The organism is Paenibacillus silvestris (genome assembly GCF_009882985.1).
Lineage (GTDB): Bacteria > Bacillota > Bacilli > Paenibacillales > NBRC-103111 > Paenibacillus_E > Paenibacillus_E silvestris.
Genome location: NZ_WTUZ01000010.1, coordinates 364,055 through 378,184, shown reverse-complemented (window position 1 = coordinate 378,184; position 14,130 = coordinate 364,055). Strand labels below are relative to the sequence as shown.

Annotated in this window: 15 protein-coding genes; 12 read left to right on the top strand and 3 right to left on the bottom strand. The window is 44.6% G+C overall.

All coding sequences use genetic code 11. The features are described 5' to 3' along the window. Positions 1–6: 6 nt before the first annotated feature. The gene (locus tag GQF01_RS05110; RefSeq protein ID WP_161405776.1) at positions 7–405 is read right to left on the bottom strand and encodes a hypothetical protein; all 399 of its coding nucleotides are present in this window, start codon (positions 403–405) and stop codon (positions 7–9) included. Between the two features lie 90 nt (positions 406–495). Next, complete coding sequence (locus GQF01_RS05105) at positions 496–1,695, bottom strand: sensor histidine kinase (protein WP_161405775.1); 1,200 nt, start codon at positions 1,693–1,695, stop codon at positions 496–498. A 273-nt stretch (positions 1,696–1,968) separates the two neighbouring features. On the opposite strand from GQF01_RS05105, the gene GQF01_RS05100 reads away from it, so the two are divergent. The 9 genes from GQF01_RS05100 to mgrA all read left to right on the top strand — a co-directional run bounded on the left by GQF01_RS05100 (position 1,969) and on the right by mgrA (position 11,030). Then, the gene (locus tag GQF01_RS05100; RefSeq protein ID WP_161405774.1) at positions 1,969–2,148 is read left to right on the top strand and encodes a hypothetical protein; all 180 of its coding nucleotides are present in this window, start codon (positions 1,969–1,971) and stop codon (positions 2,146–2,148) included. 115 nt (positions 2,149–2,263) lie between these two features. Further along, on the top strand, positions 2,264–3,274 hold the full coding sequence (locus tag GQF01_RS05095) for a 2-oxoacid:acceptor oxidoreductase family protein (RefSeq protein WP_161405773.1): 1,011 nt from the start codon (positions 2,264–2,266) through the stop codon (positions 3,272–3,274). Between the two features lie 35 nt (positions 3,275–3,309). Then, positions 3,310–5,613, top strand: a complete 2,304-nt coding sequence (locus tag GQF01_RS05090; protein WP_161405772.1) for a thiamine pyrophosphate-dependent enzyme — start codon at positions 3,310–3,312, stop codon at positions 5,611–5,613. Between the two features lie 68 nt (positions 5,614–5,681). Next, positions 5,682–5,975 (top strand): hypothetical protein, encoded by a 294-nt coding sequence (locus tag GQF01_RS05085; protein WP_161405771.1) that lies wholly within the window; start codon positions 5,682–5,684, stop codon positions 5,973–5,975. A gap of 149 nt (positions 5,976–6,124) precedes the next feature. After that, on the top strand, positions 6,125–7,078 hold the full coding sequence (locus GQF01_RS05080) for a C40 family peptidase (RefSeq protein WP_161405770.1): 954 nt from the start codon (positions 6,125–6,127) through the stop codon (positions 7,076–7,078). Between the two features lie 171 nt (positions 7,079–7,249). After that, positions 7,250–7,780 carry a ribonuclease H-like YkuK family protein gene (locus GQF01_RS05075; protein ID WP_235958972.1) on the top strand — a complete coding sequence of 177 codons (531 nt, stop codon included), beginning with the start codon at positions 7,250–7,252 and terminating at the stop codon, positions 7,778–7,780. 166 nt (positions 7,781–7,946) lie between these two features. Then, positions 7,947–8,453: an ADP-heptose synthase gene (locus GQF01_RS05070; protein WP_161405768.1), complete on the top strand. Its 507-nt coding sequence runs from the start codon at positions 7,947–7,949 to the stop codon at positions 8,451–8,453. 12 nt (positions 8,454–8,465) lie between these two features. Further along, complete coding sequence (locus tag GQF01_RS05065) at positions 8,466–9,518, top strand: phosphotransferase enzyme family protein (RefSeq protein WP_161405767.1); 1,053 nt, start codon at positions 8,466–8,468, stop codon at positions 9,516–9,518. Positions 9,519–10,040: 522 nt separating this feature from the next. Beyond that, the gene (mgrA, locus tag GQF01_RS05060; protein ID WP_161405766.1) at positions 10,041–11,030 is read left to right on the top strand and encodes an L-glyceraldehyde 3-phosphate reductase; all 990 of its coding nucleotides are present in this window, start codon (positions 10,041–10,043) and stop codon (positions 11,028–11,030) included. 3 nt (positions 11,031–11,033) lie between these two features. Here mgrA and xerS read toward each other — a convergent pair whose 3' ends face one another. Then, a complete protein-coding gene (gene xerS / locus GQF01_RS05055) occupies positions 11,034–12,116 on the bottom strand; it encodes a tyrosine recombinase XerS (protein ID WP_161405765.1) in 1,083 nt (360 codons plus the stop codon). 199 nt (positions 12,117–12,315) lie between these two features. On the opposite strand from xerS, the gene GQF01_RS05050 reads away from it, so the two are divergent. The 3 genes from GQF01_RS05050 (at position 12,316) to GQF01_RS05040 (ending at position 14,044) form a co-directional block, all read left to right on the top strand. Next, positions 12,316–12,825 carry an RNA polymerase sigma factor gene (locus GQF01_RS05050; protein ID WP_161405764.1) on the top strand — a complete coding sequence of 170 codons (510 nt, stop codon included), beginning with the start codon at positions 12,316–12,318 and terminating at the stop codon, positions 12,823–12,825. A gap of 1 nt (position 12,826) precedes the next feature. Then, the gene (locus GQF01_RS05045; RefSeq protein ID WP_161405763.1) at positions 12,827–13,705 is read left to right on the top strand and encodes an RsiV family protein; all 879 of its coding nucleotides are present in this window, start codon (positions 12,827–12,829) and stop codon (positions 13,703–13,705) included. A gap of 87 nt (positions 13,706–13,792) precedes the next feature. Then, on the top strand, positions 13,793–14,044 hold the full coding sequence (locus tag GQF01_RS05040) for a hypothetical protein (protein WP_161405762.1): 252 nt from the start codon (positions 13,793–13,795) through the stop codon (positions 14,042–14,044). Positions 14,045–14,130: the final 86 nt, after the last annotated feature.

Below are 14,130 nucleotides of genomic sequence, written 5' to 3'. Positions count from 1 at the left end.
GGATTGTTATAAAGAGACTAGCCCTGTGCGCGTGAGGCATTCTGATATAGCGTCAAGCATAACTGGATAAATTGGAATTACGATATTGATAGGGCCAAGTTCAAACAATCCGCTTCTGTTATGAACGGTTGCACCTTTCACATAAATACGGAAATGATCGGAACCCGAAGATAAATGCGTAGTCTCTTGGTTACCCGATCGAGCATTTACGAAAGACATGGCTTTGAGCGAAGCATTCTCATAGGGAACAATACTGATGATGTTCTCCAGTTTAAAGTAATAATTAATATGTGGCTTGAGAAGAATCAGTTCTTTGGTCGTGATGGTCAAACCATAATCCTTTTTCTTATGAGACATTTTCAAGTCGCCGTCTAGCGATTTAATCTGAATGAAATCCGAACTCATGGCAAAGCCCTCCTTCACGAGTCATGATGATCGCTTGTCTTAACAGGATAACATAGATCATCATGCTTGTTAAATGGAGGGACTTGGTTGTTATTTTTGCTGAAAAAGAATTGAGCATTGTGTGCCCTGATTTATCGCACTACTGAAGGAGATTTTCCCGTTCATCATTTTGATGATGCTCATAACGACGACAAGCCCGAGACCGGTTCCTTGTTCTTTGGTTGTATAAAACGGCATACCCAGTGAATCTAATTGTGACTTGCTCATGCCAACCCCAGTATCGGTGATGGAGATTTGAACGCCGCTAGGCTGCTTGCAGGTGCTTAATGATATGTGGCCGCCATCAGGCATGGACTCAATCGCATTTTTGACCAAATTAATTAAGCATTGCCGAAGTTTCTTGGATTCCCCTAGGATGAATAGAGGGTCGTCAGTCTCGTGAACGATATGTATCACAACCTGATGATCGGTAGCAAGTGGCGTGATGAATCGAAGCGTTGCTTCCAATTCTTCCTTGATGTCCAACTGTTCCTGCAATCCGTTAGACGGTTTGGCATAGTTCAAATAATCATTGATGATGGTATTCGCCTGGTCTACGCCGGATAGGGCTAGCTCAATGTACCGCTTCTGGTCATGCAGCGGCAGCTCCTTCTGATCCAACAACTGCAGAAAGCCGCGAATGGAGGTTAACGGATTGCGAATCTCATGTGAGATCGTAGCCGCTAATTGACCAATCATTCTATCTTTTTCAATCGCAATAATTCGCTGTCTATGAAATTCATGTTTCTTCACATGGAAAACTAAAAAGATGATGAACAAAAGGGAAATAAAAGTAAACGAAATGGTGTATAAAACATACAGAGAGAAGTAAGATCGTATGTAGGTCGCAAGCATGGCATACAATACTTCGTACACGGCCAGTAGGCCCATTGCATATGTTAGTTTGAGCTTAAGGTTTAGTTGATTAACTTTATGTCTAATGTAATAACTGCCGAGCAAGATAAAGGCACTGCTTAGCAATGCAGGTTCCCAATAATAATTAAGGATTAACATACAGCCAATATTAAAACTGATCCATGTCATTGCAGCGGGAACAAATCCAGCGAAAATAATGACTGTTGTCAAACTTAGAGGGAGAAAATGAAGCGAATAGATGAAGGGATCAATATCTTCAAAATTCCAATAAAAGAAAAGTAGAATGGTGAGCAGAATACCAAATAGTAGATTGCGCTGCTGCTCTTTGTAGATGAATAGAGGTGCGAGAACCTGATGGATTAATGTAGCACTCATGAGGTAGAAGAGACCATGCAGTTCATGGGAAACGATTGAATGGAGCAAACGATTGCCATCCTTTCCATATGTACGACATTATCTTAGTTATTTCTACATTATCTCACATAATTAGACCTTATCAAGAGAAAGGGTCTATTTTGGATGCTAAAGATTTGCTAAAGATTTGATAAAGACTTATGGTGTTAACGCTATTAACCACTGTATAATAGGAGTTGACATCAATGCAAGCGTTTACAAATTCATAGGATTTGAAAACGAGGAGAGATGAGGATGAGGGCGTGCTCACAGGTTTGCGGTGTTGTCTTTAATCCGCTTGATGAAGATTATTTGAACGTTTGTGACGAGTGTGAGCATGTCGAGAACCATGAAATTGAAACAGAGCAGGAGAGGTTAAAGGAAACCAGCTATTATTTGGGAAAATGCGGACTCATTATCGATTATCTGCTCTGAAGCGTCCTTGTCTAAAAAAAGGTTGATTACCACCAATTTCTTGTTACAATGAAAGTAGATTTACTATTCATACTATTTATTCTTTATGCTGTTCATTTTTGAAAGGAGACCTTGCATGGTAACTTTACCTAAATTGAACGATCTCGGCTTCTTCGAGATAAGACTGGAATCCATCGGCGGTCTCGGCGCTAATCTGGCAGGTAAGATGCTGGCGGAAGCGGGAGTTGTTGGGGTGGGATTGAACGGGGTTAGTTTTTCTTCCTATGGTTCTGAGAAGAAAGGATCAGCAGTGAAAGCGCACATCAGGTTTTGTGACATGGATACGAGAATACGGGATACTTCGCCTGTAGAACGACCGCATGTTGTTGGTGTTTTTCATGAATCGCTCTCCAAAACTGTAAACGTTATCAGTGGCATCTACGAAGATAGTACAGTATTAGTAAACTCAACGAAAACACCCGATGAGCTCAAGGAAAAGATGAAGTTAAGAGGCGGTACCATTGCGGTTATCGATGCCATCGGTATTTCGCTGGAGGAGAAAAATCGTGTCAACATGGCCATGCTTGGGGCCTTGTTCCGGTTATGTGATTTCCTTGATCCGGATGTGATGCGAGGCGTTATTCGTAAATCGCTAGAGAAGAAGTACCCACTGGCTGTTGCACCCGCCTTACGAACGTTTGACCGTGGATACAACGAAGTCAAGTTCCAAACGTATGCGCTTCCAGAAGGGGAGACAATGCCTGATTTCGTACGCTTCGACACGCCAGTTCTTGGTTACGAAACGCAGACGATCGGCGGGGTTATTTCTAATCCAGGCAATAGTATTCTTAAGGATTTAAGTATTTCCCGTGCGGGGATGATGCCGCATTTCCATGAAGATAAATGCATTCACTGTGCTTCTTGCGATAATGTTTGCCCGGATTTCTGTTTTGTATGGGATGAGCTCCCTGACAAAAAAGGGCGTCCGCAGATGTTTCTGCAGGGCATTGATTATCAATACTGTAAAGGTTGCCTCAAATGTGTACAGGCTTGTCCGACCGAAGCGCTCACTGATGAGCGGGAAGAAGACGGATATGCCGATATTCACCGTATGCCACATCGCTTCAATCTAGCTATAAACTCTTAGAGAGTATTTATGGGAGAAGGGTGGAACTACTCGTTATGTCCATTGATATTAAGAAGGAATTAGGGCAGGCCAAGGTTGAACAGCGCATTGTATACGAGTCAGGTAACGAGATGGCGGCTTATGCAGCCCATCAGATTAATTATCACGTCATGGGATATTTCCCAATTTCTCCATCGACCGAAGTAGCCCAATTCCTAGATCTAATGAAGTCCAACGGACAACATGATATTGTGCTCATTCCCGCTGACGGAGAGCATGGATCTGCAGGTATATGTTATGGAGCCTCAACTGCTGGCGGCCGCGTATTTAACGCGACAAGCGCCAACGGTTATTTGTACATGTTGGAACAAATGCCAGTGCAATCAGGCACACGTTTCCCTATGGTCATGAACTTGGTATGCCGGTCTGTCTCCGGTCCACTCAACATCCATGGGGATCATTCCGATCTCTACTATGCCTTAAACACAGGCTGGCCGATTGTGATGTGCCGGGATCCGCAAGCGGTTTACGATATGAATATTCTCGCATTAAAATTGGCTGAAGACCCGGCGGTGCGCTTGCCGGTATTGGTGGCTTCGGACGGATATTTCACATCCCATCAGAAACGCAGAGTCCAAACTTTTGCTAATCGGGAAGATGTGCACGCTTTTGTCGGCGAGAAGCCACAAGGTTTCCCCGATACGTTAGATCGGAATAACCCGATCACGGTTGGTCCTTATATGAATGAGCCGGATTACATTAATAACTGCTATCAGCAGTCTATGGCAATGTACAACGCCGAAGAGGTGTATGACCGCATTCGGCAGGAATATGCCGAACTGACTGGCCGTGACTATCCGATACTCGAACTGTATCAGATGGAGGACGCGGAAGTCGCGGTGTTCCTGATGAATTCGGCTTCCGAAATCATCAAAGACGTCGTCGACCAGCTCCGCGAAAAGGGCATTAAAGCCGGATCGATTGCGCCGAACATGATCCGTCCTTTCCCTGCCAAGCAGATCGCAGATGCTTTGCAGCATGTGAAGGCGATCACCGTCGGCGATCGCGCGGATTCCTATGGCGGCCATGGCGGCAATATGGTCAACGAAATTAAAGCGGCGCTGTTCACACACGGGAACAGAGATACGCTTGTCATAAGCCGCATATACGGCTTAGGTGGCAAGGACTTTTATGCCGAAGACGGGCATAACCTGTTCCAATTCGCCATTGATGCGGTGCAAAACGGCAAGGTGGAAGTGCCCTTCGATTATTACGGCCACACGCCTGGTGATCCGGCGAAAGCGCCGAAGCGGGTACTGACACCGATGAAGTACGAGGATTTGAAGACGGGACTCATCACCGTTACACCGGATGAGACTTCAGGCAAGCTGAATGTTAGGATTCCGCCACTGCGCGCACTAACCAAGAAGCCGAAGCGGATTGCTCCTGGGCATGGCGCGTGTCCGGGCTGCGGCATTTTCTCAGGCTTAGAGTTGTTCTTCAAAGGAATCGAAGGCGATATTGTTTCGATCTTCCACACAGGCTGTGCGATGGTCGTCACGACAGGTTATCCTTACTCGGCGCATAAGGCGACGTATATTCATAACCTGTTCCAGAACGGTGCTGCAACGCTGTCAGGGGTTGTTGAGATGTTCTGGGAGCGCAAGCGTCGTGGAGAACTCGATCATCTAGGTTTGAAGGACGATTTCACCTTCGTCATGATTACAGGCGATGGCGGGATGGATATCGGCATGGGGCCTGCCATTGGTGCAGCGCTGCGCAATCATAAAATGATTATCCTCGAGTACGATAACGAGGGTTACATGAATACAGGCGCGCAGCTGTCCTATTCAACACCGATGGGTCATCGGACGTCGACTTCGAACGTTGGGAAGCACCAAGGCGGGAAGGTGTTCCACCATAAGGACACAGCACAAATTATGGCGGCTACGCATATTCCTTATGTGTTCACGGGATCAGAAGCCTATCCGCAGGATCTTGTGAAAAAGGCGGCGAAAGCACAGTGGTACGCGCAGAACGAGGGTTTAGTGTACGGCAAAATTCTCATTGCTTGCCCGCTCAACTGGCTGTCTGATGACCAAGAAGGGTCAAACATTGTAGGCGCTGCGGTAGATTCCTGTTTCTTCCCGCTATATGAAGTGGAACATGGAATTACGAGCCTTACCTATAACCCCGAAGATAAGAACAAGAAGATTCCTTTATCTGATTGGCTCAAGACGATGGGGAAAACGAAGCATATGACGAAGCCGGAATATGAGGGCTCGCTCAAATCTTTCGAAGTCGAAGTTGAGCGCCGTTGGAATCGCTTGAAGGCCAAACACGAGAACGCTTATTTGTAATAGCAATCATATGAACGAGGCACGTTCACCCTGTGCGGTGAATGTGCCTTTTTACTGGAGGAAACCAAATGCCTTATGTCCTGCAAAACAAAAACACAGACCAACTCTTCACCTGCATGCTGGTCAATCATTATGGACTTGCTTATTATGGCGTAAAATTCTGGGCGGAGCAGGAGGAGGCGAATGAGCTTTCGCAGGATTTCCTTCTCTCCATAGAGGGAGCTGTGCCAGAACAATGGCAAGTGATTGAACTTGAAGAAGGAGAAATGAAGCTCTGTAACGTGAAATTGAGAAATGACCCTAACCTCTCTGTAGGCTGGCTATCAACAAGAAAACCTGAGGTGCGCAAATTGGAAAATTAAACCTCGTCGTCAATAGGCATGCAGCCATGCGGCGTCCGTAATCTGGCGACAAAAATCGCAACCTTTCGCCTATATTCGCTCTTCAGCCCATGAAACTATAATAAGGTTATGTAAGAAAAATATGACATCATGAGAGTGAGGTTGAGGCGATGAAAAAATGGACGTTGGTTGTTAGCTTGATTGTTTTGGCGCTTACTTTTATTTTACCAGCAGCTATTTCAGCAGATGTAGGTGCTTCGACCCAAGCACAGATCGTTTCGGGAGTAAGCTTCCGAGATCAACCGAACACGTCAAGCCAAGTCATCCGGATGCTGAAAACGAATGAAATCGTGACGGTAACGGATTACGTGACAACCAATTGGTACAAAGTCAAGGATGCACAAGGTGCAGTGGGCTATGTATCGACGAACAGCAAATACATCAAAATAATCAGCAATGCAGAAATCATTTATGGTGTTAACTTTCGTACGCTTCCGTCATCAGAAAGTGGATCCAAAGTGATTCGTATGCTTAATAAAGGCGAAGAAGTTCTTATTACAGATAAGGTCAGCGACAGCTGGTACAAAGTTCTGGATGCAAATGGTACAAGCGGTTACGTAAGCACTAGCAGCAAGTATATGATTGCTGATTTCTCCGTGGTTGTTCCTAACATGCCCGTTGCGGATGAGGTCGAGGCGGTCATTTCAGCAGGCAATGTTTACTTAGGCACGCCTTACGAGTTTGGCTCCGATCGCAACGATCCAACGACTTTTGACTGCTCAGATTTCGTACAAACGATGTTCTGGGATGCACTTCGTCTCTCCGTTCCAAGTGATTCAGCGTCGCAAGGCACTTTCGTGCGATCTTTAGGACCTGTTAGTACAGATTGGACGAAATTAAAGCGTGGGGATTTAATGTTTTTCAGTTCCTATAAAGGAAGCAAGCCTTCTGATTATGATAATATCGAACCGTTCAAAGAGCCGATTACCCATGTAGGGATTTATCTGGGGAATGGGAATATCCTGCATACGTACTCCGTTGAATCCGGCGGTGTTCGTGTGGATACGATCGATGGCAAGCAATGGGAAAATCGCTTTTTGTATGGAGGAAGCGTTTTACGATAAGTGATGGTTCGATCATTGGAATTTTGCTATATACTATAGATAGGGGCGGATGCATGAGGCCAGCATCCGCTTCTTCCTGATTCTAAGGAGAAAGGAAGAACCTTATCTTTGAAACCCTTGAGAGCAAATCACCCACTGGAATTTCGGAACACGACGGAAAGAGGACTAAACTTGGATACGGTTCATGAAAGAATCCTGCATTTCATGCGTCTTGACCCGGCAGGTACCTACAAGTTTATCATTGGAACGGATTGTCAGGTGCACTCAGGCCACACCAAATTCATCACAGGTGTAGTGATTCAGCGGCTTGGAAAAGGAGCGTGGGCATGCTATCGTCAAGTGATTGTCCATCGGGCTTTACATTCGATTAAAGAAAAGCTTTCGATGGAAACAACACTCAGTGAAGAGATCGCAACGTACTTTGACGAGGCTAAACGAGAGGATATGGAGAATATTGTTCTTCCTCATCTGTACCAAGGCGCCTCTTTCGATATGTACATCCATATTGATGCAGGCGATGATGAGAATAAGAACAGGACGGCCAAATATGTGCAAGAGATGGTAACGCGAGTAGAGTCTGTCGGGATGGTTCCTGTCATTAAACCGGATTGTTACGTGGCGTCGGCCTATGCGAACAGGTTTTCTAAGAAACCTTATCAACCCTTGTACGAAGATCGTGAGGTAAAGGATGGCAGTTTATAGAAGAAATTGAACCGTTAGTTCTACATGATCATTATGATCATAAGAGCTGACGGTTTTTTGTCATTACGTCATCTCGCTGCTAAAATGTCCAGCGAAAAAAGGGTTTCTAACTCTTTTTAGCGAAATAAATGCTTAGACAGCCTTAGAGAGAGGAGAACGAATAATCATGAGTAAAACATTTATTATAGAGGCAGTTATGCTCGCTGTGCATGGACAGTTAATGCTGCCAGGTCAGCCAGTTACCTATATCATTCCTTATACGAGTATTCAAGAGTTATATGAATTGCAGGCCGGAAGCGAGCCGATCATGTTAGAGGAAGAAGATGATGGTTTCGTCAAACAAATGATTGGCGAGCTGATCGCGTTCTTCGAGGAATCTTTTAATAAGAAAAAAATTGAAAAAGCACTTGTTGCTCCATGGCGGAAAAGTCCTCCGCTGCCTATCAATGAGCATGTCACCTTAATGATCGTGTTAGCCATTGATACGGAGGTGTATGGCGAGCAATTTGACCCTATTGAAACGGAGCTAATCCTCACTTCAATGAAGGAGCAAGCGCCCATATTAACGGATCAGTTCGATCTAATCGAGCGGTTGATTCAAGCCGAAATTCCTGTTCAAGCGTTTGATGTGGAGGACTTCGAATTCGCGGTGGAAGGTGACAATCAAGTTTAGTGAAAGGAGCTGGTGAATACAATTATGCGAGTTAAAGATCTTGAGGAGCAATTGGCCTTATTGCCTGCATACTGGTTTCCTGGTCAAGCTTGGACGAGTCGTATAGGCGCGGGTGGAATGAATAATACAACAAGATTCATTGATGTGGCGGGCACCTCCTATGTGCTTCGGCTGTACGAAACTCATCGTGATATCGATAAAATTATTTTTGAGCATCGCATTCTGCTTGCTTTAAATAAACGAAAGAATCAACTGCCTTATCGAATTCCAGCGCCAATCGAACTGCCAGACGGTGGAACCGTTGTCCAGCTGGATGATAACCAAGGAAAGCTCGCGGCGTTATTTACCTTTACGGACGGAATGAATCCCACGTGGGTGAATGCTCAGCAATTGCAGCATTATGGAGAGGCTGTTGGTCAGTTATCTGCTGTTTTGGGGACGGTAGCTGTCGATTTGAAACCGGTTTACCCACCTTACTATGAGATTGAAAATATTCATCCTCGCTGCACGCCGGATGCGATTCGTGAGTTCTGTATGCATCCACCGGAACCTTTTTTCGTGCAGCGCGAGGAGCTCCTATATATTTTTGAACGATTTTCTGCGTTATATCAAGCGATTCCTTCCCTGCGCAAACTGCCGCATCAGCTTGTGCATGGCGATGTTAATGGTTCAAACATGCTGGTGGATGAGCAAGGTCAAATTACTTCCGTACTCGACTTTGAATTTATTACGCGAGATCTTCGGGTGATGGAAATGGCGGTCTGCTTGTCGGACTTGATTGATCCCGCGCTTCCAAAAGCGGAGCTGAAACGAAATTGTGCCGCTTTCTACAAAGGCTATCAACAATTCGTCCAGCTAAAAGAAGCTGAAATTCAAGTGTTGCCGTTATTGATTGAGCTGAGGAGACTAGATGTATTTATTCACTTCCTGGGACGGTATGCAGACGGTGTGGATCCGCAAGGCGTGCTGATTGATATCATTCAGAATACCTTTGAAAAGACAAAATGGCTGCAGGAACATAGCATGGAGCTTGTACTTTCTTTACAAAATAAGCAATTAGACTAGAGGCACTGTACAACCATAAGCATCACCACGGGAATACCCTATAAGTACCAAATGAAAAGGTGGTGCTGGTGGTATGACAAAAAGTGCTTATCTAGGCAATGTACGTGCAATACCAAATTGCGGCCGTTATTGTACGAATGTATGTACACGGTTGTTTGTAGTTGGCCGGAATCAATGTATAGTGGATTGTTTACGCTGTGCGGGAATTCGTGGAACTGCAAAGTCAAAAGCGTTATTAACAAAAAAAGAAGTCTACAAACCAAAAGGCAAAGGTAAATGCGGCTGTGGCTGCGGTAAATGCAAGTAAATCCTGAAACTGTCGAGGCGACTCGACAGTTTTTTTGTAGCTGGAAAAGAGTCTGAAAGAGCTTAGTAACCTCAAGGTAAGTAAGACACGTTTTTTTCAGCTCTTTTTTTGTTGTCAGGGTTCGCCTATACTGTACTAAGAAACCAAACTTTGGTGAAACTTTAATAGATGCTTACAGCGTAAGTTTTCTATGCACATTTTGAAGGAGGACTCACATGGTTTATCAAGCAAGTTCAACGCGTTATGCAGAAATGAAATATAATCGTTCCGGAAAATCGGGACTTAAACTGCCAGCGATTTCATTAGGTCTGTGGCACAATTTCGGGGGATTGGACATTCACGAGAACGGACGAGCTATGCTGCTTCGTTCATTTGACTTAGGAATTACACATTTTGATTTGGCTAATAACTACGGCCCACCTCCTGGTTCGGCTGAAGAAATGTTCGGCAAAGTACTGAAAAGTGACCTTGGCGCTTACCGTGATGAAATGATTATTTCGACAAAAGCCGGTTACCACATGTGGGAAGGACCATACGGAGAATGGGGATCTAAGAAAAATCTAATTTCTTCCCTGGATCAAAGCTTGAAACGTATGGGCCTAGATTATGTTGATATTTTCTACTCGCACAGACCAGATCCGAACACGCCTTTTGAAGAAACAATGGGTGCTCTAGATCAAATCGTTCGTCAAGGTAAAGCCTTGTACGTTGGTCTTTCTAACTATACAGCGGAACAAACGAGAGAAGCGGTAACGATTCTGAAAGGTCTTGGAACACCGCTATTAATTCACCAACCTTCTTACAGCATGCTGAATCGTTGGATCGAGGGTGGACTGCAAGATGTGCTGGATGAGTTCGGTGTCGGCAGCATTGCGTTCTGTCCGCTTGCTCAAGGCTTGCTAACGAACAAATACGTAAGTGGAGTACCTAGTGATTCACGCGCTAGCGGGAAAAGTCAATTCCTGAATACGAAGGACATTACGGAAGAGAAGCTGAATCAAATTATTCAATTGAACGAGCTGGCTGCTAGCCGTGGTCAAAGTTTAGCCCAAATGTCCTTGGCATGGGTACTGCGCGGCGGACGTGTCACTTCAGCGTTGATCGGCGCAAGCCGTGTATCGCAAATTGAGGAAAACGTTGCAGCTTTGAAAAACCTGGAGTTCGCTCCGGAAGAACTCGAACAAATCGAAAAAATCCTGAAGTAAGCTTCAGGATTCCAATCGTTTATCAATCGCTTCGGACATCGTTCGATCGGTCAGATGCGCATAAATTTGCGTCGTCTCCGGTGAGGCGTGCCCAAGCTGCTCTTGCGTTTTGTACAAATCGTTCTGTAGGTAGTAATCCGTGGCGAACGAGTGTCGCAGCTTATGAACGGACAAATAGGGTTTGCCAAAACGCTTCGCATATTTGATAACGAGCTCTTGTATGGCTCGCTTGGTCATACGAACGCCTTCTTTTTTGCCATTAGCTATGGCAAGGAAGAGGGCTTTTTCTTTTTTTAGCGGCTTATATTGCGTCTGTCGAATAGCTAGATAATTCGTTAGCGCCTCAATGGCATCCTGACGGAAGTAGACAGGCGTTTTGAACGTATCGTCATTTTTACCTTTGCGGTAGACATGAGTGAGCTTCTTCTTCAGATCGATATCATCGACATTCAGATTAAAAACTTCGGACACGCGCAGGCCGGAATTCAAAATCAACGTAATGATGCAGATATCTCTAATTTTGTTGCGTTCATATGAGTATATAGCCTGCTTATTGGAAGCTACGTCATGCTCATATCCGTTTTGGACATAGTCGATGAACTGGGCAATTTCCTCTTCCTGCAGCAGCTTGCCTTCCAGCTTGGCAGCGCTATCCTTAGGCCTATGGGACCGCTTAATTTCCACCTTGGCCATAACATTTCGCTTTAGCAGCGGGTAGAAATCCTCATCTTCGGCAATTTGGCTTAAATAATGGAAAAGGGATCGAAGTGCGGAAAGCTTCCGGTTAATCGTCGTCTTGACGTTAGCTTGTTCTCTTCGTGTAGCAAGGAACATGCGGAAGTTATCAACGCTGTCCATATGTAATTTCTCTAAATCTTCAATCGGTACTTGATTTATTGATGGGGCCGTGCTTAACCCTTCAGCTAGCAGCCAGGATAAGAAGATTTCATAATCGCGCACGTACTCCAGCAATGAGGAAGGCGAAAGATCCGGCAGCTTATAATTAATAAATTTCTCGATATACCAGGGCATGGAGGGGATTCTTTTTTCTAATTCATGGCGGTCTTTGACTTTAATAATGTTCATAGGCTCTAGTCACCTCTCTCGCGTATGCATGCTGTAAGTATAGCAGTGGGAGAAAGAAATTGGTAGAAGAAGGATGGTTCTGAGCCCTTACACCGTATGTTATGATGTCTAGATCCAAACTTTATGGCGCACTTATACGTCCTACCACATAGAAGACACATTTTAATTCGCGTGTATCAAAAGGAGCGTCTTTACACTCATGACCCTACAAGTAAATCTGGAGAAATTGTTAATTACGTGTATAACGGAACATAAGGAACACGTCTACCGCTTGGCATACAGCTATGTGAAAAATCAAGAGGATGCGCTTGATATTGTGCAAGAAGCTATCCATAAGGCGTTCGCCTCGGCGGAGTCGTTGAAAAGCACCGCATCCATGAAGAGTTGGTTTTATCGAATTGTCGTGAACACCTCGCTGGATTTCTTACGGAAACACAAAAAGCTGCAAGTCGTGGACGAAACGATGCTGGAAGCGATGGATTCTGGCAGTGAAGATGTATATGCCAATATGGACCTGGAAATCGCACTGGAAGAGCTCCCGACCATGTATCGCAGCGTGATTACGCTTAGGTTTTTCGAGGATTTGAAAATTGATGAAATTGCCGAAGTGTTGAATGAAAATATTTCGACCATCAAAACTCGCCTCTATCAAGCGCTGCGGCTGCTTCGTATTCGTATGACCGAAGAAAATCTAGAGGAGGTCCGCTAAGATGGATAGGAAATTAGATGAGATGAAACAACAATATAGGGATATTCCGATCCCAAATGAGCTTGATTTTATCGTAAATAAAGCCATCAAACAACATACAAAGAAAAAGAGTAGTTTCAAATGGGTTGCTGCTGCTGCAGCCGCGGTGGTTATTCTGGTAACTAGCATCAATGCAAGTCCTGCTTTTGCTCATGCGCTGTCGGAAGTGCCGCTGGTTGGGAATTTAATTAAGGTGCTCACGTTTAGAGAATATATATTTAAAGACCAGACATATGAAGCCAAATTGGAAGTACCTGCAATTACGGATATGAAAAATAAGGATCTGCAGGAATCGTTGAATAACAAATATCAGGAGGAAGCGAAAAAGCAGTATCGTGACTTCATGACGGATATGGAAAGTATGAAAGCAGCAGGCACTGGAGGGCACTTGGGCGTAAACAGCGGCTATGTTGTGAAAACCGATAACGATCGTATTTTATCCGTAGGGAGATATGTGGTTAATACGGTGGGGTCATCTTCAACTACCTTTCAGTTTGATACGATTGATAAAAAGAAAGAGATTCTTATCACGCTGTCGAGTTTGTTCATAGATGAGCGTTATATTGATGTGATCAGCGAGAACATCAAGGCGCAAATGATGGAACAGATGAAATCAGATCCGTCTAAGGTGTATTGGGTGAAAGGCTCCGCGGCGCAGATGAGCGAGGTTTTTCAGAAAATAAACAAAGATCAAAGCTTTTATATTAATGAGAAGGATCAACTTGTTATTTCTTTTCAAAAGTATGAAGTTGCGCCTGGTTATATGGGCGTTCCTGAATTCATTATTCCGACCGGTGTGGTATCCGATCTTCTAGTGAATAAAGACGAATATCTGCGATAAATCAAGTTGCTAAGGATGAGAGGAATAAGATCGGCTCATTTTACTAAAATTAATCTTGTATGGAAAATTCGAGCTGGGGGTTCTTTTATGCCACAACAAGGACAACAAAGTCAAGATAAGCAAAACATTGAACAAATTAAACAGTTTGCACAAAAAGCGGAGCAAGCGGCTGAACAAACCCTGCAGGTAGCTCAGGAGCTTCACTCCCAGGCTACCGCGGCTGCCCTTTCAGAGGCGGAGCAGGAGATTCAGCAGCTGCAAACTCAAATTAAGGATGCGCAGCAGAAATCAGAGACCCTCAAGCAGGAGCTTGATACGCTTCAACAATCTGGGAATTAATTGAAAAAAGGTATTGTCTGTACATGACATGATGTGTTAAGATGTGGAAAATAAACGGAAGGGCTTCTAGGGATCCGAATCCACGC

Excerpts from the sequence above, each read along its gene's own strand:
- GQF01_RS05110 (WP_161405776.1), bottom strand. The coding sequence starts at position 405 with ATGAGTTCGGATTTCATTCAGATTAAATCGCTAGACGGCGACTTGAAA.
- GQF01_RS05105 (WP_161405775.1), bottom strand. The coding sequence starts at position 1,695 with ATGAGTGCTACATTAATCCATCAGGTTCTCGCACCTCTATTCATCTAC.
- GQF01_RS05100 (WP_161405774.1), top strand. The coding sequence starts at position 1,969 with ATGAGGGCGTGCTCACAGGTTTGCGGTGTTGTCTTTAATCCGCTTGAT.
- GQF01_RS05095 (WP_161405773.1), top strand. The coding sequence starts at position 2,264 with ATGGTAACTTTACCTAAATTGAACGATCTCGGCTTCTTCGAGATAAGA.
- GQF01_RS05090 (WP_161405772.1), top strand. The coding sequence starts at position 3,310 with ATGTCCATTGATATTAAGAAGGAATTAGGGCAGGCCAAGGTTGAACAG.
- GQF01_RS05085 (WP_161405771.1), top strand. The coding sequence starts at position 5,682 with ATGCCTTATGTCCTGCAAAACAAAAACACAGACCAACTCTTCACCTGC.
- GQF01_RS05080 (WP_161405770.1), top strand. The coding sequence starts at position 6,125 with ATGAAAAAATGGACGTTGGTTGTTAGCTTGATTGTTTTGGCGCTTACT.
- GQF01_RS05070 (WP_161405768.1), top strand. The coding sequence starts at position 7,947 with ATGAGTAAAACATTTATTATAGAGGCAGTTATGCTCGCTGTGCATGGA.
- mgrA (WP_161405766.1), top strand. The coding sequence starts at position 10,041 with ATGGTTTATCAAGCAAGTTCAACGCGTTATGCAGAAATGAAATATAAT.
- xerS (WP_161405765.1), bottom strand. The coding sequence starts at position 12,116 with ATGAACATTATTAAAGTCAAAGACCGCCATGAATTAGAAAAAAGAATC.
- GQF01_RS05050 (WP_161405764.1), top strand. The coding sequence starts at position 12,316 with ATGACCCTACAAGTAAATCTGGAGAAATTGTTAATTACGTGTATAACG.
- GQF01_RS05045 (WP_161405763.1), top strand. The coding sequence starts at position 12,827 with ATGGATAGGAAATTAGATGAGATGAAACAACAATATAGGGATATTCCG.
- GQF01_RS05040 (WP_161405762.1), top strand. The coding sequence starts at position 13,793 with ATGCCACAACAAGGACAACAAAGTCAAGATAAGCAAAACATTGAACAA.